The sequence below is a fragment of the Chitinophaga sp. ARDCPP14 genome (assembly GCF_051362515.1).
GTDB lineage: Bacteria > Bacteroidota > Bacteroidia > Chitinophagales > Chitinophagaceae > Chitinophaga.
This window is the reverse complement of the sequence record NZ_JBKIXB010000002.1, coordinates 813,531-834,669: the sequence shown is the minus strand read 5'-3', so window position 1 is coordinate 834,669 and position 21,139 is coordinate 813,531. Positions and strand designations below refer to the sequence as shown.

Genomic DNA, 21,139 nt, shown 5'->3' with positions numbered 1-21,139 from the left:
GTATTATACTAAAAAGAAATATATGAATGACTGCAAATCGTTGTGTAAAACCACGTTATCTTAGTGTATAAGATGTGATGAAATTAGGGAGAACGACAAAACTTTCTATCTTTGTTTACAGTACATTTGACCTTTTATGTGAGGTGCCAGGAGAAAATCAGGGCGGCATGCCCTAAAGGTTACCCTTCAACAAAAAATGATAAGCAAACTTATATAAACCATGAAATTTATTGTTTCTTCCTCTACTTTATTAAAACAATTACAACAGATCAGCGGGGTTATCAATTCAAACACAGTATTGCCTATACTGGAGGATTTTATGTTCCTGATTGACAAAAACGAACTGACTGTAGTTGCAACTGACCTGGAAACTGTTATGCGGGTGAAGCTGGAGGTGGAAGCCAAGGAAAGCGGTCGGATCTGTATCCCGGCAAAAATCCTGATGGATTCCCTCAAAAATCTGCCCGACCAGCCACTGACTTTCCACATTGACCTGAACTCCTACGCAGTAGAAATCACTTCAGACAATGGTAAATATAAAGTGATGGGGGAAAACCCGGAGAACTTCCCGAAAGAACCCGCTGCGGATGATACCACCTCCTTTACCATGGCTGCTACAGGTCTTGTTACCGCCATCAATAAAACCCTGTTTGCGGTGAGCAACGATGACCTGCGACCTGCTATGACAGGCGTATTCTTCGAGCTGGCTCCGGACAGTCTTACTTTTGTTGCCACCGATGCACATCGCCTGGTGAAATATGTAAGAACAGACGTAAAGTGCCCGCAGGCAGACACCTTCATTGTGCCTAAAAAACCGCTGAACCTGCTGAAATCAGCCCTGCCTGATAACGAAACTGAAATTAAAGTAGCTTATAGCCAGAACCACTTCTTCGTGCAACACGAAGGCGCACAGATGATCTGCCGCCTCATCGATGCCCGTTTCCCTGACTATAAGGTAGTAATACCAAAAGATAATCCTTACCGCCTCACCGTGGTAAAAAGCGATTTCCAGAACGCCTTGAAACGTGTGGGGGTATTCGCTAATAAGAGCACCAACCAGGTAGCTTTAAGCATCACCGGCAGCGAACTCCAGTTGTCTGCCCAGGATGTGGACTTCTCCTTTGAAGGTAACGAACGCATGAACTGCCAGTACACCGGCGATGATATGCAGATTGCTTTTAATGCGAAATTCCTCATCGAAATGCTGAATGCAGCGGAAGGAGATGAAATCTCCATCGATCTGGCCACTGCCACCAAAGCAGGTATCCTCAGACCATCCGAAAAAGAAGAGAATGAGGACCTCCTTATGCTGGTAATGCCGCTGATGCTGAACAACTAATCGGCGGTTGTTAGCTAAATGCTAAAAAGATAAATACTTATAGCTAAAAACTCATACATAAAGCAATCTCTGACAAAGAGGTTGCTTTTTTCTTTGCCTGTGGCCTAAAAGAGGCCTTTTTATATTCCCCAAATAGTTGTAATTTTTCTCCGGAATCAGTGGTTGGAACACACCCGAGGATTCAGGACAGTAACGCAAGGGTAATAACAGTAACGGATATATGTTTACTGCGTATTACAAGATCACATCCCCCATATCCACTGCAGAGATTTTGTTGGCCTGGTTAAGGAGAACCACAGCATAGCGTAAAAAGACCGTTATATATATTACCATGATATGGTAAGTTTTTTTGAAAATATTCCGTCAGTATACCGTACTGCTATCCTGGTGAGCGGGCTATTGTTGTTATGGATCATTGAGGGCATAGCCCCCCGGTTCCGTTTTAGCAGCAACCGCTACCGCCATGCCGGTACCAATCTCTTTTTTACATTAACCACGGTGATTGTAAATACAGGGCTGGCATTTCTTATTGTAAAGGCTTCCCGGTGGACCAGCGCCCAGCAGTTCGGCATCCTGTACCTGACCCAACTGCCGCTGTGGCTACACACCATACTGGCATTATTACTGCTGGATTTTATTGGGGCCTGGCTCATACATTGGGTACAGCATAAAACGGCCTGGATGTGGCATTTTCATAAAATTCACCACATAGATACACAGATAGACGCCACTACCGCCCTCAGACACCACCCGGTGGAAAGCCTATGGAGAGTAATAGCCCTTTTTGCCGCTATTATGATTCTCGGAGTGCCCTTCTGGATGATTATGTTATACCAGACCATATCGGCCTTAATGTCGCAGTTCAATCACGCTAATATCCATCTGCCCAAATGGCTGGATAACGCGCTTAGCTGGATCATTGTATCACCGGATATGCATAAGGTACATCATAGTCATTACCAGCCCGAAACAGACGCTAATTATGCCAATATATTTTCTATATGGGATCGCCTCTTCGGCACTTTTATAAAAGTACCGGATACACTGGCGATCAGATACGGACTGGATGAATACCAGGACGCCCGCTACCAGGAAATAGGATCCCTGTTAAAAGTGCCCTGGGAACACGATAATCCCGTGATGAAGGAAAAGATCAGTAGTCAGCATAAATAAAATACCTGCAAATAATTATTCCTTCACCTGTTCTTTAAAATTCGAATATATGCAACACTCAACAGCATTAACAAAAACAGCCTGTATATCAGCGCTCATCATTGGTGTACTATCGGCAGCATTCGCTTTCAGTACACACACGCCTTCCTATGCAGTTACCGCAGGCTCAGTAGCTATAGTAGTTGGTCTTCTTTCCCTGTATATAGGAAGAAAAAATATTGACGATATGCAGCTCGCTGCTGCCGGCGTATTTATGGCGGTAGTAGCCTGCCTGGTAGGACTCTGGCAGCTATATAATTAATTGCTTCTATGGTATTTTTCCACGTAGCCTTCGGCGGCTTTTACAGGAAACAATACCAGTGAGGTGTCTGACAGTTCTTTTATAATAGTTGTATCCACGATCGTGGAGGTATCTTTTACACCTTCAGAATGATTCCACAACAGCAGGGTGTCGTGTGTCAGTAACCATTTTTCGTATACCAGTGTGTACATGTTAATGGATCTGGCAGTTCCGTTCTTTCTAAGCTGAAAACCCTGCGTTTCCTTATCCAGGCCCGCTACGGGCTGTATCCACTTTCCTATGAGCTTAGCTGCGTCAATATGCAGCGTATCCGCAACAGCAGCAATGCTGTCAGTAATGCCGGCATTACTGCTGTCTGCGATTATACTAACCAGGCTGCTGTCATCCTGTAATTCTTCCTGCTCCGCCTCCTTCTTACTCCCCTTACAGGCAACCGCCAGTATCAATAAACACATTAAACTGAATCGTACCATAATTTAAAAATACACAATTCATCATTTGTAATGTAATTTTTAAATATTTCCATTACTTTTACATCTACACTTTAGGGGTGTTTATCCAATATGAAGGATAAACTGAGATGATACCCTCAGTACCTGAAGCAGTTCATACTGCCGTAGGGAAAAGTAACTGAACCTTTCTCATCTTTCCACATCCTTAAAGTTTATTGTTTCACTTAAATTCCAATTAACATGGAAGTGCATGTAAACAATAAACTTTATGCGGTGCAGCCGGGAACAACCATCGCTGCACTCTTACAGTTTATTCAGATCTCTGCTCAAAAAGGCATTGCAGTGGCCGTCAACAACCAGGTGATACCGAAAACCTCCTGGGAAAACCAACCACTATCTGCAGCCGATAATATTACTATTATCCGGGCTACCCAGGGCGGCTAAACCCTGCATTTCATTTTTCGTATAGTCTTTTCCGTGATGCATCATTACGGACCGGCATTTCTATCTCTAAAAAAACCAGACATCATGCATAATCAGCCTGTGGCACTTAGCCGCACACCCTTTCCTGCTTCAGAAAAAATATATGTGGACGGAACGATCCACCCGGTAAAAGTAGCCATGCGCAAAATAACGCTCACGGATACACGCATTCATGGAAAAAACGGAGAAGCCGTTCCTAACGCCCCCGTTGTTGTATACGATACCAGCGGCGCCTTTTCCGACCCCAATATCCATATTGATGTGGCCACCGGTATTCCGCGCATCCGTGAAACATGGATCAACAGCCGGAAAGACGTGGAGCAACTCCCGGAGTATACCAGTCCCTTTGTAAGAGAACTGATGAAAGAAGGAGGCAAGATGCCTTTGATGAGCCACACGCATAAACCGTTGCGCGCCAAACCCGGTCAAAATGTAACCCAGTTGTACTACGCACAACAAGGCATCATTACACCCGAAATGGAATACATTGCTATCCGGGAAAATCAATGCGCCGACAAACTGTTTGAGCAAAACAACCCCCTCTGGGACCAGCATAAAGGCCAGAGCTTTGGCGCCAACACACCTGTAAAGTTCATCACCCCTGAATTTGTACGCCAGGAAATTGCCGCCGGCAGGGCCATCATCCCCGCTAATATTAACCACCCGGAAAGTGAACCCATGATCATTGGCCGCAATTTTCTTGTAAAAATAAATGCCAACATCGGCAACTCCGCGGTTACTTCCAGTATAGAAGAAGAAGTGGAAAAAGCAGTATGGTCCTGCCGTTGGGGCGCAGATACCATCATGGACCTCAGCACCGGCAAAAATATCCACGAAACCAGGGAATGGATTATCCGTAATTCGCCCGTGCCCATTGGCACCGTACCTATTTACCAGGCACTGGAAAAAGTGAACGGAAAAGCGGAAGCCCTTACATGGGAAATTTTCCGCGACACATTGATTGAACAGGCAGAACAAGGTGTGGACTACTTCACCATCCATGCCGGCGTGCTGCTGAGATATATACCGTTAACAGCCAAACGCGTAACCGGCATTGTTTCCCGCGGAGGCTCCATCATGGCTAAATGGTGCCTGGCGCATCACAAGGAAAATTTCCTGTACACACATTTCGAAGAGATTTGCGAAATCATGAAGGCATACGACGTTTCATTTTCCCTGGGCGATGGATTACGCCCGGGCAGTATTGCCGATGCCAATGATGCCGCGCAGTTTGCAGAACTTGAAACCCTGGGGGAACTTACCAAAATAGCATGGAAACACTCAGTACAGGTAATGATTGAAGGTCCGGGCCACGTACCCATGCACCTCATCAAAACCAACATGGATAAGCAACTGGAGCACTGTCATGAAGCGCCTTTCTACACACTTGGCCCTTTAACCACCGACATCGCACCTGGCTACGATCATATCACTTCAGGAATAGGCGCCGCCATGATAGGCTGGTTTGGCTGTGCCATGTTATGTTATGTAACACCAAAGGAACATCTTGGGTTACCAAATAAAGAAGATGTACGGCAGGGGGTGATCACCTATAAGATCGCTGCGCATGCTGCCGACCTGGCGAAAGGCCACCCGGGTGCGCAACACAGGGACAATGCACTCAGCAAGGCCCGCTTTGAATTCCGCTGGGAAGACCAGTTCAACCTGGCCCTGGATCCGGAAACAGCCCGCTCGTATCACGACGAAACACTGCCTGCAGACGGCGCGAAGGTGGCTCATTTCTGTTCTATGTGCGGTCCCAACTTCTGCTCCATGAAAATCACGCAGGAAGTACGTGACTTCGCCGCGCAAAAAGGTTTGGAAGAAGAGGACGCCATGACTGCCGGCATGAAGGAAAAGGCCGCAGCTTTTGCAGAACAGGGCGGCGAAATTTACCTGTAGATACAGCATTTAAACACAAATATTTGATCTGGATCATCACATCACCCGAACGTATACACGAAGAAGTGGATATCCTTGCGGCCTTATTAACTGCGGGAGTAGAGCGGGTACTGTTAAGAAAGCCTGGCTGGTCAGCCGGGCAGTATGCCGCTTTACTGGACAAGCTGCCGCCGGAGTATTACAACCGCGTACTTATCAGTGATCATGGTGCGCTCGCTGCCAGGTATAGCCTCGCGGGCGTACACTGGAGCAGAGAGGGGATACAACGGTTTTTATCAGATGCTGCGACCAGTAACGAAAAAACGGCTCCAGGTGCCGGTGAAACGGAACCACTAACCAGTTATCTATCTCCGGAAAATTTTAAGGAAAACAGCACAGGTATTCATTCGCCGGAAGGTATAACGCTAACGGACAAACGCTTTCAAACATTGTTACTGAGCCCGGTATTTAACAGTATCTCAAAACCTGGCTATCATGGCCGGGTACAAGGGATGTTACCTGATAAAAACAACCGCCGGGTGCTTGCTTTGGGAGGCGTGGATCACAGCAATATACATTTATTAAAACCATGGCAATTTGATGGTGCAGCTTTGCTGGGAGCCATCTGGAAAATACCGGCGCAAGCCGTGGAAAATTACTGCCGTATTCAACAGCTATGGAACAAGAGCGACCTTACGTGATGAGCTTTGCCGGTCTGGATCCCAGCGGGGGCGCAGGTTTACTGGCAGATATCAAAACATTTGAACAACACATGGTAAACGGAATGGGCGTTTGTACTGCCAGTACGGTGCAAACACCTGCACAATTTATATCAGTGGAGTGGATACCGGTAACGCATATACTGGCGCAGGCAAAACCGTTGTTATGCAGTACGCGGCTGCAATACTGCAAAATAGGTATCATGCCGGATATACAGTCTTTGCTGGAGCTGGTAAGACAGGTAAAACAATTATCGCCCGGTATACGTATCATCGTGGACCCGGTATTAAAAGCGTCGGCGGGTTTCTCTTTCCACGGCAGCATTCACCAGCAGGCCTGGAAAGAACTGCTGGCCGAAATTTACCTGTTAACGCCTAATTACGACGAAGCATTGTTGTTAACAGGGCTTACGGATGGAGAAGCAGCCGCCCGGCAATTATCTGCCGGCTGCGCGGTACTGCTAAAGGGAGGTCATCATAAAAACAAACCGGGATACGATATACTTTATACCGGTGATGTGATCCATACCTTTCCTCCTGTACAGAAAGAAGTATTTCCAAAACATGGTTCGGGCTGTGTGCTGTCGGCCGCCATCACTGCTGGTTTGGCACGCGGCGTTTCACTACCGGAAGCATGTGCTAACGGTAAAGTATATACGGAAAATTTATTGGCCAGTCATTCATCATTAACAGGATACCATCACATATGATCAGCAACTTACATTACATATCGCAACCATCGCATACCGATAATATACTCGCCGCCTGTGACGCCGGCTGCAAATGGATCCAGCTTCGTATCAAAAACGAATCACCGGCCACCGTATTGCCGCTGGCGGAGCTGGCAAAAAAAATCTGCGATCGTTACCAGGCGTCTCTCATTATCAACGACTATCCGGAGATCGCGGTAGCGGTAAATGCAGCGGGCGTACACATAGGCAAACTGGATATGACTGTTGCCGCGGCCCGTGCTATTACCGGCTGCAACATGATTGTTGGCGGCACGGCTAATACCCTTGAAGATATCCTGCAGCATGTGCAGGATGGCGCCAACTACGTAGGTGTTGGTCCGTTCCGGTTCACTACCACCAAGCAAAATCTCAGCCCCATATTGGGACTCAGCGGTTATCAATCTATCCTGCAATCTTTAAAAGAAAAAAATATAGGCATTCCAGTTATTGCCATTGGCGGTATCCTGCCGGAAGATATCCCGGCATTGATGGAAACCGGTATTCACGGTATTGCCGTCAGCGGACTGATTACACATGCAACAGACAAACGGGCCGTTGTGAACCAGATTCATCAACAGTTAAAACAATTATCCACATGGAGCCATTAATTATTGCCGGCAGGGAATTTCATTCCCGTTTGTTTACCGGTACCGGTAAATTTTCTTCTCCCCAGGTGATGGAAAGTGCGCTGCTGGCCTCTGGCAGTGAGCTGGTCACCGTGGCGCTAAAACGGGTGGAAATGGATAATAAGGCAGATGATATGCTGCGGCACCTGGCGCATTCAAGAATACACCTGCTTCCAAATACTTCCGGCGTGCGTACTGCCAAAGAAGCCGTATATGCGGCACAGTTAGCCCGTGAAGCGTTGGAAACCAACTGGATAAAGCTGGAAATCCATCCTGATCCCCGCTACCTCATGCCCGACCCGATAGAAACATTACTGGCGGCGGAAGAGCTGGTGAAACTGGGTTTCGTAGTGCTTCCTTATGTGCATGCCGACCCGGTATTATGCAAGCGGCTGGAAGATGTGGGCACTGCGGCGGTGATGCCGCTTGGCGCTCCTATTGGCAGCAATAAGGGATTGAAAACCTTCGATTTCCTGGAAATCATTATTGCACAAAGTAATATACCGGTAATTGTGGATGCAGGTATTGGCAGTCCTTCCCATGCCGTGCAGGCAATGGAAATGGGCGCCAGCGCTGTGCTGGTAAACACCGCGATAGCCGTGGCCCGTAACCCGGTGGAGATGGCCGCCGCATTTAAAGCAGGAGTGGAAGCGGGGCGCATGGCCTACGAAGCTGGTTTACCTGCCAGCAGCCAGCACGCGGTAGCTTCCAGTCCGTTGATCGCATTTCTTGATGAAGCATAATTATTTTATCATCTTATTAATCCTTCCGTATGTTTAAAAGCATATTTGATCAGTATGACTGGAACGAGGTAAAGGCCGGCATCTATGCTAAAACAGCCAGGGATGTGGAACAGGCCCTGCATAACCAGCGCCGTTCACTGGAAGATTTTGCGGCACTTATTTCCCCGGCGGCGGCGCCTTACCTCTCCCAAATGGCGGCTATCAGTCAGGCGCTCACCCGTCAGCGGTTTGGGAACACTATGCAGTTGTATATCCCGATGTATTTGTCGAACGAATGCCAGAACATCTGCACCTATTGCGGATTTAGTCTCGATAACAAGATAAGGCGAAAAACCCTCAGCCCTGCGGAAATCCTGCTGGAAACAGCTGCTATCAAAGAGATGGGGTTTGAGCATGTTTTGCTGGTAACGGGAGAAGCTAACCAGCTGGTAAGCACCGACTATTTTAAAAAGACCTTGCAACTGCTCCGGCCGCATTTTGCCAATATTTCGATGGAAGTGCAGCCGATGGACGAACAGGATTACCGGGAACTCGCGGAACTGGGATTGCATGCTGTGTTGGTGTACCAGGAAACGTACCACCAGGACGACTATAAAAAACATCACCCCAAAGGACGAAAGTCGAACTTCGACTATCGCCTGGAAACGCCCGACCGGCTGGGACGTGCCGGCATTCATAAAATGGGGCTTGGGGTGCTGATAGGGCTGGAGGACTGGCGCACCGACAGTTTCTTTACCGCGCTGCACCTGGCCTACCTCGAGAAAAAATACTGGCAAACAAAATACAGTATCTCCTTCCCGCGGCTGCGGCCATTTTCAGGCGGGTTAACACCGAAAGTAGTAATGAACGACCGGGAGTTGGTACAGCTGATCTGCGCCTACCGGCTCTTCAACCAGGAAGTGGAGCTTAGTATTTCTACCCGGGAAGAGGAAAAATTCCGGAATAACATTGTGCATCTGGGCGTGACAGCCATGAGTGCTGCGTCAAAAACCAATCCTGGTGGCTATGTGGTGGATCAGCAGTCACTGGAGCAATTTGAAATATCTGACGACCGGAGCGCCGCCACTATTGCCGGTATGCTACGGGAACAAGGATTTGAACCGGTTTGGAAAGATTGGGATCCTGCCTTCTCAGGGGAAATAAAAAAGGTGGTTGGTTAGACCACCTGGTAGTTATTGTTGTTGTTTTTCATGGGGAGGTTAAAAGTAATACAAGAGATACTTCTCTCAATCATTTCAAAGATAGTATAGGTCTTTGAATTCCAAAAGCCCCTGGCTAAACTGAACAAAATGAACAGCAATACTGCCATTGAACAGAACCGGTTCCTGTTCGCTGTTTTTAGGGGCTTATTTCACAAAAAATCTCCCATATCCAATATAAAAAAAGGGCTGCTTCAAACGATGAGGAAGCAGCCCTGTACCGAAAATCCCGTAGTTGCCATATTACTTATTAATATAAGTATGATTGGAATTTCATGAATCTAAAAGTAATATGGCTATCCTGAACAACCGCTTAATGGGTTGATTTGAACAAAAAGAACAGGCGGTAGCTGTCTGCACAGCATGCTATTGACTTACTACATCGCGGTAGCTCTTAATAGTATCGTGTGCTTCCTTGAGGTTTGCCTGTTGATTGCCAATGATTTCCCTCATACTATAGGGCATGGCTACATCCATACTGAGGGCATCGGCGTAGGCACGCTGTACGGCATCTTCCCCATATTCACAGGAGGAAAAAAGAGAATACCGGTCCTTTCCTGTAAACGTAGTTTTTATGGCCATCCATGTGCGGTATAGTTTCCCGCTAACAGTAGTATCAGTTTCCGCATCTGCGCCCTGCGCTCTCAATAACAGGTTTAGTTCTGCTACATATTTTAAACTGTCGTTGATCATATGTTGAAATAACGCCTTCACATCTGCGTCATCACTGGCGTCCTGCGCTTGCTTATATCCTTCTATCCGGTCATTGTTGATTTTTACGAGATCGCTTAAAAGTGTGACCAACTTTTCCTCTTGTAACATGATCAAAAATTTATGGTTAAAAAAATAGTCTTATAATATAACCATTTTATTTCCAAAAATGTGTCCATACTATAAAACCCTTTAGCACAAGGTATTTCCAGATGGAGAGCCTGCTATTTCCCGTCCTTTTTTTTCTCGGATGGTGGAGAAGGTTCCACAATGGAGCGGTGTCAGCAATGGGAAATAGCTGTATACAAAGCGATTATCTTATTGGCATAAATTTTCTAGTATAATAAGCGAACCAAATCCTTAAGACATGAACAGCCTTCTTTATTTAATTGCCGTAATTCTCATTATAGGATGGATACTTGGATTCTTTGTTTATTCAGCCGGTGGTTTAATACACGCCTTACTTGTGCTGGCTATTATTGCCATCCTTGTAAATATAATCAGAGGCAGGGCCTTATAGGATTACGCTGCACTTTATTCTTCCCTGTCTAATTGGTGATTCGTTACCAATTAGACGGGGATTTTTTTGTTATCCCTTCCATTTCCGTCGTGCTGAAAATATTTTACCTTTTTTAAAACCGCTTTTTGTCGCACCCCGTATATGGTCGTCAGATACCTGTGCGAGCATACCTCCAGGCATCTTTAAAACCCGCCACTGTTAAGCAACAGGGCATTGTGATCATGTATTATCTATTCACCTAAAACTTTCTCTTATGTACATTCTCAAGAACCCCTCTCAGGAGGAGGGTAAGGAAGTTATGCCTAATCTGCAGCGCCGCAACTTTCTGAAATACCTCGGCATGGGCTCTGCATTTGTTACTGCTGCTGCCATTGCCGCCAGCTGTAATAAAAAAGATGATAACAATATGGGGGGCTCCGGTGTGAGCCTGGGTTCAGGTGACGTAGCTGTACTAAATTATGCTTATGCCCTTGAGCAGCTGGAGGCGGCCTTCTATTCGCAGGTGGTGCTTACACCCTACGCAGGTATTTCCGACACGGAACTTGATTTTTTTAAAGATATCAGAAATCATGAAATAGGGCATCGCGAGTTTTTCAAAACCGCTTTATCAACCAATGCCATCGCTGGCCTGGAGGTGGACTTCAGTTCCATTGACTTCACCAAAAGGGCCAGCGTACTGGCAACGGCTAAAGCATTTGAAGACCTGGGTGTTTCCGCCTACAACGGCGCAGGGCAGTATATTTCATCTTCTTCAACAGGATTGGTATATCTCGGTCTCGCAGGCAAAATAGTGTCGGTAGAAGCACGTCATGCAGCCTATATCCGGGACCTGATTGAGCCGGGATCATTTGCTGCCGGCGATGTAATAGATGCAAACGGACTGGATAAAAGCAGGACGCCGATAGACGTTTTCAACATTGCCAAAACGTATATCAAAACCAGGATCAATACAAACACATTACCTAAGTAAAGCAACTGCTATTATTATTTTATCTGTTTAAAATCTGATTATATGGACCTGTTCAATATTTTCAAGGAAATCGAAAAAATCGATCCTGATGTATACGACCGGCTGGATTCCCGCCGCAATGCCATGAAACAATTTACCAATATCAGCGGTAAAATTGCACTCGCAGCTATTCCGTTTGCACTGGGCAGCATGTTTAATAAAACATATGCGCAATCTACCGGTACTTCGGTAGCAGATGTATTGAAATACGCCCTTACACTGGAATATCTTGAAGAGGCTTTTTATGTAAAAGGGGTAGCCACGCCCGGCCTGATACCTACTGCGGCTGCAACTGCCGCCCTCACTACCATCAGGAACCATGAAACCGCTCACGTTATTTTTTTGAAAAGTGTGCTCAGTAACATGGGTGGCGCGCCTGCCGGTCCTGCGTTCGACTTCACCGCCGGTGGCACCTTCCCGGCCGTTTTTACCGATTACAATTTCTTCCTGGCTATCGCACAAACATTTGAAGATACCGGCGTTCGCGCCTATAAAGGCCAGGCAGGAAATTTATCGGGAAATAATACGGTGCTCACGGCGGCACTGAATATACATTCTGTGGAAGCACGCCATGCAGCCCATATCCGGATGATGCGCAGGGCATTGGGTACGCTGGGTGCTTCCCCTGCACTTAAACCCTGGATTACCCTGAACCAAAGCGGCATCGCTACTACCGCGGTAAATCCTTCCTATGCAGGAGAGGAGTTAACCATGCAGGCAGGGGTGGACATTGCCGCATTGGGTGGTAACATCGGGGCTAACAGCGCATCAGAAGCATTTGATGAACCATTGTCGATGGCGCAGGTATTACCCATTGCTTCTTTGTTTATAAAATCTTAAGTACGCTATATAGTTGGTCAGATGTAGAAAAGGCTGGCTCTTTCGGGCCGGCCTTTCCGTGCGCATAACAAATCCTTCATGCAGCGCGGCGATCTGAATGCAGGAGATTTCCTAACTTGCCGTCATGAAAAAATACCTGCTTTTTCTGATCCTCCCTGTACTGGCGGGCATCTTCAGCTGCAACACCACCCGTAAAGCGGCTACCGCTGCCAATACCATCGGCCAGCTAAAATTTATCGGTGAATATATTGTTCCCTATAATCTTCCTTTCAATGGTACAGTAACCGGTGGTTTATCCGGTATTGATTACGCCCCTTCTACCGGGCAATATTATCTTATTTGTGATGACCGCTCCGCACTGAACCCGGCGCGTTTTTATACCGCCCGGCTTTACTTTTCCGATAAATCATTCGACAGTATAAAGTTCACAGGTGTTACTCCTTTGTTGCAACCCAACGGACAGCCTTATCCCGATACCAAAACCAATCCCTCGCTTACGCCCGACCCGGAAGCGATGCGGTATAATAGTAAAAAGCAACGGCTGGTGTGGAGCAGCGAAGGCGAACGCATTGTAAACGAAAAAGATACCATTCTTACCAATCCGGGTATTTATGAGATCCGCATGAACGGGCAATACCTGGATTCATTCGCGCTGCCATCGCAATTCAGGATGCAGGCCACAGAGAACGGGCCACGCCGCAATGGTGTATTTGAAGGACTGGGATTTACCCCCGGTTATAAATACCTGTATGTGAGCCTGGAAGAACCCCGTTATGAAGATGGTCCGAGAGCCGAAGTAGGGCAGGGCGCCTATACCCGTATCCTTAAATTTGACAACAACACCCGGCAACCGGTGGCGCAATATGCGTATAAACTAGAGCCGGTGGCGTTTCCCGCCATTCCTGAAAATGCGTTCAAAGTGAATGGCATTTCAGATATCATGGTGTTGGACAATAATAAAATATTAACCATTGAAAGGTCATTTTCCAGTGGCGTAAAGGATTGTACCATTAAAGTGTTTATCACCGATCTTAGCAATGCTACTGATATCAGCGGTATTAATTCCCTGCAGGCGGATACCCGTTTTAAGCCAGCGGCCAAAACGTTACTGCTGGATTTTGTGCGCCTTGGGAAATATATAGATAACATTGAAGGCGTTACTTATGGTCCTGTTTTGCCTAACGGGCATCGGAGCCTGGTGTTCGTAGCAGATAATAATTTTTCTGATAAAGAAGAAAACCAGTTTTTCCTGTTCGAAGTTATCCCGTAAAACAATAATGACCACCGGTTGTTTATAATCAGAAAACCCCCGATATGAAACACTTGCCACTATTGTTGCTGCTGGTAGTCCTGGCTGCCTGTCAGCATTCCGGCGCCAAAACCGGCCAGCCGGATAGTATAGCAGTAAACTCTCCTTCAGACACTGCCTCCGGCGTTACTTATTCAGGAATGTTGCCCTGTGCTGATTGTGAGGGCATTGTTACGGAGCTGACCCTCCAAAGGCAACCGGATGATCATTTCACATTAAGAGAGACCTACAAGGGGAAGAACCAGACCTTTGCCAGTGAAGGCATTTATACCATTGTGCATGGCACCGCTGTTGACCCGGGAGCTACCGTGATTCACCTCAATCCCAATAAAGACAGAAACCTCCAGCGCTATTACCAGCAGGTGAATGAAAATGAGCTGTTGTTACTGGGTGCCGACCAGAAAACTATACAAACCAGCCTTAATTATACCCTGAAAAAGGTACTTTAATATTAAAGGAAGATAGAAGGAAGATGGGGAGCCGGTTTAAAATAAACCGGCTCCCCGCATTATATCAAAAAAGTCGCTTAAATTTAGCGGTGACCTGTGACCTTTTATCATTCTAACTTATTATGAATCGAATTCGGGGCTATCTGATTTTATGTTTATTCTTCTCTATACATACCTATGCCAAAGCACCGGTAGACAGTCTTCTGAAGGAGCTCAACAAGGTGATGGCGAAATCGGCTGCTTATGATTCCATTAAACTCCGTGGAATTGACAGCATAAAACTTACCCGGCAGGTGGCAGGCAATGATCCTGCCCGCCAGTACCTTATTTGCCGGCAATTATATAATGCTTACAAGGTATTTAATTTCGATTCCGCATTTACATATGCCCAGCAGCTGCAGGTATTGGCCGGCCAGTTGCATGATCCGGTATTGTTAACCGATGCCCGGATTAAGCTGGGATATGTTTTATTGTCATCGGGCATGTTTACAGAAACTGCTGCTTTTATTAATACCATTGACCCTACCGGCGCTCCGGATAGTATCCGAGTGGAGTTTTTCTTGATGAAGAGCCGGTTGTATTTCGACCTGGCAGACTATAACCAGGATAAGTATTATACCCCCGCCTATATTAAAGTGGCCAGTACATTTGTGGATTCTGCCCTCCACCTGATGCGTCCCAACTCTGTTGAGTACCGATACAATAAAGGATTGCAGCTATTCAAGCTGGGTAACATTCCGGCAGCGCTGGCCATTTTCCCGGATCTGAACCAGCCTGGTATTTCAGGGCGGCAACTGGCTATATTGGCCTGCACCCTGGGCTCTATTTATGATGCAGCCGGTAATAAGGATACCGCCATCAGCCTGATGGCCAGGTCGGCCATTGCGGATCTGCAGACTTCTACCAAAGAAACGATGGCCGCCTACAGCCTGGCAACCCTGCTTTTTGAAAGAGGTGATGTAAAGAATGCATCTCATTGTATTGAGCGGGCTATTTCGGAAGCGGTGTTTTACGGTGCAAGGCAAAGAAAGGTAATGGTAAGTAGTATTTTACCAATAATTGAGCATGAACGGATCATTACAGCAGAAGAAAGAACCAAGTCACTGCTGATCTATGCCGCTATTGTGACCCTGTTGCTGGTTGCGTTGGTGATACTGGCCATTACGGTGTTCCGGCAGGTACAAAAATTAAAAACCGCGCAGCGCATTATTACCGCAGCCAATCTTAAACAACAGGAAATCAACAACCAGTTGCTCGAAGCCAATAAAATTAAAGAGGAGTACGTGGGGTATTGTTTTAACATCAATGCTTCCTACATCGGTAAAATAGAAAAGCTAAAACAGAATCTTGAGCAAAAATTAACGGATAATAAGCCTTCAGAGCTAAGGTTCCTTGTAAATAATATCAATATCCGCCAGGAGAGAGAAGAACTATTTACCAGCTTCGACCGGGTATTCCTTAAAATATTCCCACATTTTGTGGCTGAGTTCAACGCGCTTTTTGACAAGGAGAATCAGGTGATCCTGAAAGAAAACGAACTGCTGAATACAGACATCCGGATTTTCGCGCTGATCCGTATCGGTATCAACGACAACGAAAAAATTGCCCGTATCCTGGAGTATTCTGTGAACACTATTTATGCCTATAAAACCAGGATCAAAAAGCGCGCGCTTATTCCAAGCGAAGAGTTCGAAACCCATATTATGAGCATTAAAGCCCTGTAAAAAGCGGGAAAAACCGTCTCATGCCATTAATATATTAATTATTTATATATAATCATAACCGTCTGATTATCAAAATTATTTGTGAGATAATTTTGGTTTATTCGGCTTTATTTTCTATATTTTAACTGTAAAACTTGTTACCCTGCTGATTGATTTTTTACTTTGAATCAGTAGAATGATAATACCAAAACTCTAAATTCTAACAGGAGAACTAAAAACCACTAAAGAAGACAGAACGGCTAAGGTCGATTTAAAAAAAACAAACATTATCCACGTTGACAAATTGCGGGCATCCCCGGCAAACAACGCCTTATTTCCATTATTAAAATTTAATGAAAAACATTTAATCCACGGAAGCAGTATTACATAACTGCTCAAAAAATCCACTTTATGTTTAAAACAAGATCCATCAAGAATCTTTTTTTGTGCTCATTGCTTTTAGCAATACAAGGTATAGTAGGTGCACAGAACAAGACCATTACCGGTAAGGTCACTGACAGGAACGGCGTTGCTATCCCAGGCGCTACTGTTCAGATAAAAGGTACCAAAAGCGGAACATCCGCCGATGCCGATGGGGTTTTTAAAGTAACTGCACCACCTGAAGCCTCCGCGCTGATCATCACTTTTATAGGATATGCCACCCAGGAAGTGAGCATTGCTGGTAAAACAACTATAAACGTACAGCTGGCACAGGAAAATACAACCCTCACTGATGTGGTGGTAGTAGGCTATGGTACCTCCCGTAAAAAGGATATTACCGGCGCTATAGCCCAGGTGAAAGCCGCTGATTTTAATAAGGGTATCACCTCCGCTCCCGATCAGCTGATCCAGGGTAAAGTATCCGGATTGATGATACTGAATAATAACGGTGCTCCCGGCGCCTCCGCCACGGTAAGGATCAGGGGCGTATCTTCTGTCCGTACTGGTAACCAGCCGCTTTATGTGGTGGATGGAGTACCCCTGGATGGCCGTGTGGCCCGCCCTTCCCTGAACCTCACAGGATTGGGACAAACACCGGACGCCAACCCGCTCAACTTTATCAACAGTAATGATATTGCGACCATGGAAGTATTGAAAGATGCTTCTGCCACCGCGATATATGGTTCCCGTGGTTCAAACGGCGTAATCATTATCAATACAAAAAAAGGAGTAACCGGTCCTACGGTAGTAGACGTAAACTACTCTGTAGGGATGAGCAACATCATGAGAAAGCTTGATGTACTCAATGCAGATGAATACCGTGCTGCCTTAAAAGAATACAATCTTACCGGCGACGGCGGCGGTAGCTCCGACGGACTTGGCTCTATCCTCAGAACAGGCGTTACCCAAAATGTACAGGTAGCAATGAGCGGTGGAAGTGAAACCAGCCGCTACAGGGCATCCTTTGGCTTACAGGACCAACAGGGTATTGTGAAGAAAACAGGCATGAAGAAATACACCGCTTCCCTCAGTGGCCAGAACAAATTCCTGGAAAGCAAACAATTGGGAATTGACTACGGCATCATGGCGGCACAAACCAGTGAACAATTGGCGCCTATTTCCAATAACGCCGGTTTCACCGGAAGTCTGATCGGTCAGGCATTACAATGGAACCCAACAGTTCCATTGACTAAACCCGACGGATCACTGAACATCCTCGCTAAAAACCAGGCGATCAACCCAATGAACATGTCGCAGGGTTATAACGATAAAGCCAACATCAGTTATATCCTGGCAAGTATTTCCCCGTACTTCAAATTCAACGACAACTGGGAATACCGCATGATGTACAGCGTAAACCACCAGGTTGGTCAAAGAAGGGCTTCCCTGGATTCTTCCATTAACATCGACCAGGTACTGGGAGAAGGTATTGCCGCTTATAATACCGCAGAGCTGACTACCCAGTTATTCAATAATACCCTGAACTACACCAAAGAGTTTTCCGGTGGCTGGAATCTCGGCGCAATGGTGGGCTATGAATATCAGAAATTTGCTTACTCCGGTGTAGGTATCGGCGCAAGAGGCTTTCCTACTAACGCGGTAGATTACACGGATATCCTCCAGACACCTGAACAGGTGAATACCAACATCAACTCTTTCCGTAATCCTAGCTCAGAGCTGCAGTCTTTCTTTGGCAGGGTAACTATAAATGCAAAAGATAAATATCTCCTCACTGCTACAATGAGGGCAGATGGTTCCAGCAAGTTTGGCTCCAACAACCGTTATGGTTACTTCCCTTCCTTTGCAGCCAAATGGAATATTTCCAACGAAGGCTTCATGAAGGATAACACCTTCTTCAGCAACCTGGGATTAAGAGCCGGTTATGGCATCACTGGTAACCAGGAATTTCCTGCCGGTGCGGCACAAGCTCAGTACGGTTTAACCACCGGCGGCAAAGCCAGTCTCATCAACGTACCAAATCCAGACCTGAAATGGGAAGAATCCAAACAACTGAACGTTGGTGTTGATTTCGGATTCCTCAAAGGCCGGATAAGCGGTACTGTGGATTACTTCCTCAAAAACACCACCAACCTGTTGTTCAGCTTCCCGGCTATTCAACCGGCGCCTGCCTCCAGTTACTGGATCAACTTACCAGGTAAAGTAATGAATACGGGTGTGGAACTGTCTCTTAAAGGAAATATCATCCAGTCTAAAAACTGGCTGTGGAACCTGGGTGTAAACGGTACCTGGCTGAAAAATGAAATGTCTGGTTATTCCGGTCCTACGGTTAATACCGGTTCCATCGACGGACAAGGCGTATCCGGTGTAACCTCACAGCGCCTGGCGAACGGCTACCCGTTAAATACATTCTATCTCCGCAGATTTGAAGGCTTCGACGATAAAGGGGTGAGCATTTATTCCGATAACGGCAACACCCTTTATTACATGACAAACCCGAATCCGAAAGTATTACTGGGTATCAACACAGAAGTAGCCTATAAAAAATGGAGCCTTTCTGCCAGCTCTCACGGCGCCTTTGGTTTCCAGGTGTATAACAACACTGCCAACACGGTATTACCCATCGGTAACCTTGGCTCCAGGAACATCGCCAAAGCACTGGTTGGTAACGGCGAAGCACAAACGAACTCTCCCGCCGCTTCTTCCCGCTACCTGGAAAACGGTAACTTCCTGAAACTGGATAACCTGACCATCTCCTATAACCTAGGTCCTGTGGGTAAGGTTTTCAAAGCTGCTGCCGTATCCCTGACTGGTCAGAACCTGTTTGTAATTACAAAGTATACTGGATTTGATCCGGAAGTAAATACCGATAAAAACATAAATGGTGTAAGTTCATTTGGTATAGAATACTCTCCATACCCAACTGCAAGAACCTTTATGCTTGGTGTACAGTTTACCTTATAATCTACTTCTAAAAAAAGACCACAATGACGACTCAACATATAATTAAAACAGCCATAGTAATAGCCAGTGCCATTGGTTTCACGGCTTGTAGCTTAAATGAAGACCTGGGGAGCAACCTGAATCAGCAGCAGGCAGATTCACTGATCAAAGCATCCCAGCTGCTGGGATCTGCTTACGATAACCTGCAGAATGCCTACCAGGATTTTTCGCAGACATGGGGCATGTCTGAAATCAGTACCGATGAAGCGCTCGGACCCACACGTGGCGGCGACTGGGATGATAACGGTGTATGGCGCGCTCTTCACCAACACCAGTGGACACCGGATCACTCACATATTCAGAATACCTTCAGCGCCCTGTTGCTGGAACAGTTCAGCGCTACCAATGTATTGAATTTCCATCCTTCACCAAGACAGGAAGCAGAAGCACGTTTTCTGCGTGCCTTCTCAATGTTTGCGGTGATTGACCTGTACGGTCAGGTACCCTATCGCGAGCCGGGCGAAAACCTGCTGAAGCCACCAAAAGTTTTCAAGGCTGCCGAAGGATTGGACTTCATTGTCTCTGAATTGAATGCTATTCTGCCCAACCTGCCAGACAGGGTTACAGCCAAGGATGCTTATGTAGCCAGCCAGGATGCGGCCCGTTTCCTGCTGATGAAGATATATCTGAATAAGGGCGCTTTCCTGAACAGAAAAGCACCCACCTTCGATGCGGCAGATATGCAAAAGGTGATTGCCCTGGCCGATCAGATAACAGGCAGCGGTTATACCCTCCAGGCGAAATATTTCGACACCTTTGCAAGGGATAACGATGCAAAATCCACCGAAAATATCTTTACCCAACTGAATGGCCCCGGGGTTAGTAATAACCGTAGCGGCAATAACGTTTACTGCCGTTGGATGTGTACCCTGCACTACAGCCAGAACCCCAGCGGATGGAATGGGTTTACCACTTTATCTGATTTCTACGATTCATTCGAAGCAACGGATACCCGCAGAGGCGGCGACTATGCAGGCGTTACAAATGTTTCCGGTTTGAAAGTAGGTTTCCTTTTGGGCCAGCAATATGATCAGACCGGTAAGAAGATCCTGGATAGAAGCAACCGCCCGCTTATCTTCACCCGCGAAGTGGAATTGAGAGCCACCGGCACACAAGTGGAAATGTCTGGTATCAGGGTGGTGAAATATCCTCCTGACATGGGGTCCAGCGGTAGCAATGCCACCAACGACTTCGTATTTTTCCGTTATGCAGATGCGGTGCTGATGAAAGCTGAAGCGCTGATCAGAACCGGCAATACCGCGGCAGCACTCCTGATTGTAAATGACCTGCGTTCGAAACGCGGCGCTACGCTATTCACCAGCATTGATCTCACCAAGATGCTTGCTGAAAGAGGCCGTGAATTATATTGGGAAGGCTGGAGAAGAATGGATCTGATCCGCTTTGGTAAATACCTGGACGCATGGCAGCTGAAAACTGTAAGCGATCCAAAATACCTGCTGTTCCCGATTCCAACCAGTGATCTTGCTGTAAATCCAAACCTGGTACAAAACCCGGGTTACTGATAATTATTCTTTTGTTGCGGGCAGGG

Annotated in this window: 20 protein-coding genes and 1 riboswitch; of the genes, 18 read left to right on the top strand and 2 right to left on the bottom strand. The window is 46.5% G+C overall.

The window, feature by feature from the left end:
- Positions 1-220 precede the first annotated feature (220 nt).
- The 3 genes from dnaN (at position 221) to ACLHR0_RS08115 (ending at position 2,813) form a co-directional block, all read left to right on the top strand.
- Positions 221-1,339, top strand: a complete 1,119-nt coding sequence (gene dnaN / locus ACLHR0_RS08125; RefSeq protein ID WP_370909008.1) for a DNA polymerase III subunit beta — start codon at positions 221-223, stop codon at positions 1,337-1,339.
- Between the two features lie 336 nt (positions 1,340-1,675).
- A complete protein-coding gene (locus ACLHR0_RS08120) occupies positions 1,676-2,512 on the top strand; it encodes a sterol desaturase family protein (protein WP_436485793.1) in 837 nt (278 codons plus the stop codon).
- Between the two features lie 49 nt (positions 2,513-2,561).
- Positions 2,562-2,813 carry a hypothetical protein gene (locus ACLHR0_RS08115; RefSeq protein ID WP_370909006.1) on the top strand — a complete coding sequence of 84 codons (252 nt, stop codon included), beginning with the start codon at positions 2,562-2,564 and terminating at the stop codon, positions 2,811-2,813.
- Here ACLHR0_RS08115 and ACLHR0_RS08110 read toward each other — a convergent pair.
- Positions 2,810-3,286 (bottom strand): lipocalin family protein, encoded by a 477-nt coding sequence (locus ACLHR0_RS08110; protein ID WP_370909005.1) that lies wholly within the window; start codon positions 3,284-3,286, stop codon positions 2,810-2,812. The genes ACLHR0_RS08115 and ACLHR0_RS08110 overlap by 4 nt on opposite strands.
- A 63-nt stretch (positions 3,287-3,349) precedes the next feature.
- A riboswitch (TPP riboswitch) is annotated at positions 3,350-3,453 on the top strand.
- A 52-nt stretch (positions 3,454-3,505) separates the two neighbouring features.
- Between ACLHR0_RS08110 and thiS the strand changes: the two genes are divergently transcribed.
- From thiS to thiH, 7 genes are all read left to right on the top strand, one after another.
- Positions 3,506-3,709 carry a sulfur carrier protein ThiS gene (gene thiS / locus ACLHR0_RS08105; RefSeq protein WP_079471618.1) on the top strand — a complete coding sequence of 68 codons (204 nt, stop codon included), beginning with the start codon at positions 3,506-3,508 and terminating at the stop codon, positions 3,707-3,709.
- Positions 3,710-3,793: 84 nt separating this feature from the next.
- Complete coding sequence (gene thiC / locus ACLHR0_RS08100) at positions 3,794-5,650, top strand: phosphomethylpyrimidine synthase ThiC (protein ID WP_436485790.1); 1,857 nt, start codon at positions 3,794-3,796, stop codon at positions 5,648-5,650.
- 23 nt (positions 5,651-5,673) lie between these two features.
- Positions 5,674-6,330, top strand: coding sequence for a thiamine phosphate synthase (locus ACLHR0_RS08095; protein WP_436485788.1), 657 nt, complete (start codon positions 5,674-5,676; stop codon positions 6,328-6,330).
- Positions 6,306-7,058, top strand: coding sequence for a hydroxymethylpyrimidine/phosphomethylpyrimidine kinase (locus tag ACLHR0_RS08090; protein WP_436485786.1), 753 nt, complete (start codon positions 6,306-6,308; stop codon positions 7,056-7,058). The genes ACLHR0_RS08095 and ACLHR0_RS08090 overlap by 25 nt, the downstream gene beginning before the upstream one ends.
- The gene (locus ACLHR0_RS08085; RefSeq protein ID WP_436485784.1) at positions 7,055-7,687 is read left to right on the top strand and encodes a thiamine phosphate synthase; all 633 of its coding nucleotides are present in this window, start codon (positions 7,055-7,057) and stop codon (positions 7,685-7,687) included. Before ACLHR0_RS08090 ends, ACLHR0_RS08085 begins: the two co-directional genes overlap by 4 nt.
- Positions 7,675-8,448 (top strand): thiazole synthase, encoded by a 774-nt coding sequence (locus tag ACLHR0_RS08080; protein WP_436485782.1) that lies wholly within the window; start codon positions 7,675-7,677, stop codon positions 8,446-8,448. The genes ACLHR0_RS08085 and ACLHR0_RS08080 overlap by 13 nt, the downstream gene beginning before the upstream one ends.
- A 29-nt stretch (positions 8,449-8,477) precedes the next feature.
- Positions 8,478-9,608, top strand: coding sequence for a 2-iminoacetate synthase ThiH (gene thiH / locus ACLHR0_RS08075; RefSeq protein ID WP_436485780.1), 1,131 nt, complete (start codon positions 8,478-8,480; stop codon positions 9,606-9,608).
- Positions 9,609-10,013: 405 nt separating this feature from the next.
- On the opposite strand, the gene ACLHR0_RS08070 is transcribed toward thiH, so the two are convergent.
- Positions 10,014-10,469 carry a ferritin-like domain-containing protein gene (locus ACLHR0_RS08070; protein WP_436485778.1) on the bottom strand — a complete coding sequence of 152 codons (456 nt, stop codon included), beginning with the start codon at positions 10,467-10,469 and terminating at the stop codon, positions 10,014-10,016.
- A 256-nt stretch (positions 10,470-10,725) separates the two neighbouring features.
- On the opposite strand from ACLHR0_RS08070, the gene ACLHR0_RS08065 reads away from it, so the two are divergent.
- From ACLHR0_RS08065 to ACLHR0_RS08030, 8 genes are all read left to right on the top strand, one after another.
- Positions 10,726-10,878: a lmo0937 family membrane protein gene (locus tag ACLHR0_RS08065; protein ID WP_142684433.1), complete on the top strand. Its 153-nt coding sequence runs from the start codon at positions 10,726-10,728 to the stop codon at positions 10,876-10,878.
- A 253-nt stretch (positions 10,879-11,131) separates the two neighbouring features.
- Complete coding sequence (locus tag ACLHR0_RS08060; RefSeq protein WP_436485776.1) at positions 11,132-11,848, top strand: ferritin-like domain-containing protein; 717 nt, start codon at positions 11,132-11,134, stop codon at positions 11,846-11,848.
- 42 nt (positions 11,849-11,890) lie between these two features.
- Positions 11,891-12,727: a ferritin-like domain-containing protein gene (locus tag ACLHR0_RS08055; protein ID WP_436485774.1), complete on the top strand. Its 837-nt coding sequence runs from the start codon at positions 11,891-11,893 to the stop codon at positions 12,725-12,727.
- Between the two features lie 124 nt (positions 12,728-12,851).
- Positions 12,852-13,997: an esterase-like activity of phytase family protein gene (locus ACLHR0_RS08050; protein ID WP_436485772.1), complete on the top strand. Its 1,146-nt coding sequence runs from the start codon at positions 12,852-12,854 to the stop codon at positions 13,995-13,997.
- Positions 13,998-14,041: 44 nt separating this feature from the next.
- A complete protein-coding gene (locus tag ACLHR0_RS08045; protein WP_370908994.1) occupies positions 14,042-14,485 on the top strand; it encodes a copper resistance protein NlpE in 444 nt (147 codons plus the stop codon).
- 122 nt (positions 14,486-14,607) lie between these two features.
- Positions 14,608-16,209 carry a DUF6377 domain-containing protein gene (locus ACLHR0_RS08040; protein WP_429043373.1) on the top strand — a complete coding sequence of 534 codons (1,602 nt, stop codon included), beginning with the start codon at positions 14,608-14,610 and terminating at the stop codon, positions 16,207-16,209.
- A gap of 390 nt (positions 16,210-16,599) precedes the next feature.
- Positions 16,600-19,551 carry a SusC/RagA family TonB-linked outer membrane protein gene (locus ACLHR0_RS08035; RefSeq protein ID WP_429062186.1) on the top strand — a complete coding sequence of 984 codons (2,952 nt, stop codon included), beginning with the start codon at positions 16,600-16,602 and terminating at the stop codon, positions 19,549-19,551.
- A 23-nt stretch (positions 19,552-19,574) separates the two neighbouring features.
- Entirely contained in the window at positions 19,575-21,113 is a 1,539-nt protein-coding gene (locus tag ACLHR0_RS08030; RefSeq protein ID WP_436485769.1) for a RagB/SusD family nutrient uptake outer membrane protein, read from the top strand.
- The last annotated feature ends 26 nt before the right edge of the window (positions 21,114-21,139 follow it).

What these genes read in the sequence shown, in the direction of transcription:
- dnaN (WP_370909008.1), top strand. Translation starts at nt 221, where the DNA reads ATGAAATTTATTGTTTCTTCCTCTACTTTATTAAAACAATTACAACAG.
- ACLHR0_RS08120 (WP_436485793.1), top strand. Translation starts at nt 1,676, where the DNA reads ATGGTAAGTTTTTTTGAAAATATTCCGTCAGTATACCGTACTGCTATC.
- ACLHR0_RS08115 (WP_370909006.1), top strand. Translation starts at nt 2,562, where the DNA reads ATGCAACACTCAACAGCATTAACAAAAACAGCCTGTATATCAGCGCTC.
- ACLHR0_RS08110 (WP_370909005.1), bottom strand. Translation starts at nt 3,286, where the DNA reads ATGGTACGATTCAGTTTAATGTGTTTATTGATACTGGCGGTTGCCTGT.
- thiS (WP_079471618.1), top strand. Translation starts at nt 3,506, where the DNA reads ATGGAAGTGCATGTAAACAATAAACTTTATGCGGTGCAGCCGGGAACA.
- thiC (WP_436485790.1), top strand. Translation starts at nt 3,794, where the DNA reads ATGCATAATCAGCCTGTGGCACTTAGCCGCACACCCTTTCCTGCTTCA.
- ACLHR0_RS08090 (WP_436485786.1), top strand. Translation starts at nt 6,306, where the DNA reads ATGGAACAAGAGCGACCTTACGTGATGAGCTTTGCCGGTCTGGATCCC.
- ACLHR0_RS08085 (WP_436485784.1), top strand. Translation starts at nt 7,055, where the DNA reads ATGATCAGCAACTTACATTACATATCGCAACCATCGCATACCGATAAT.
- ACLHR0_RS08080 (WP_436485782.1), top strand. Translation starts at nt 7,675, where the DNA reads ATGGAGCCATTAATTATTGCCGGCAGGGAATTTCATTCCCGTTTGTTT.
- thiH (WP_436485780.1), top strand. Translation starts at nt 8,478, where the DNA reads ATGTTTAAAAGCATATTTGATCAGTATGACTGGAACGAGGTAAAGGCC.
- ACLHR0_RS08070 (WP_436485778.1), bottom strand. Translation starts at nt 10,469, where the DNA reads ATGTTACAAGAGGAAAAGTTGGTCACACTTTTAAGCGATCTCGTAAAA.
- ACLHR0_RS08065 (WP_142684433.1), top strand. Translation starts at nt 10,726, where the DNA reads ATGAACAGCCTTCTTTATTTAATTGCCGTAATTCTCATTATAGGATGG.
- ACLHR0_RS08060 (WP_436485776.1), top strand. Translation starts at nt 11,132, where the DNA reads ATGTACATTCTCAAGAACCCCTCTCAGGAGGAGGGTAAGGAAGTTATG.
- ACLHR0_RS08055 (WP_436485774.1), top strand. Translation starts at nt 11,891, where the DNA reads ATGGACCTGTTCAATATTTTCAAGGAAATCGAAAAAATCGATCCTGAT.
- ACLHR0_RS08050 (WP_436485772.1), top strand. Translation starts at nt 12,852, where the DNA reads ATGAAAAAATACCTGCTTTTTCTGATCCTCCCTGTACTGGCGGGCATC.
- ACLHR0_RS08045 (WP_370908994.1), top strand. Translation starts at nt 14,042, where the DNA reads ATGAAACACTTGCCACTATTGTTGCTGCTGGTAGTCCTGGCTGCCTGT.
- ACLHR0_RS08040 (WP_429043373.1), top strand. Translation starts at nt 14,608, where the DNA reads ATGAATCGAATTCGGGGCTATCTGATTTTATGTTTATTCTTCTCTATA.
- ACLHR0_RS08035 (WP_429062186.1), top strand. Translation starts at nt 16,600, where the DNA reads ATGTTTAAAACAAGATCCATCAAGAATCTTTTTTTGTGCTCATTGCTT.
- ACLHR0_RS08030 (WP_436485769.1), top strand. Translation starts at nt 19,575, where the DNA reads ATGACGACTCAACATATAATTAAAACAGCCATAGTAATAGCCAGTGCC.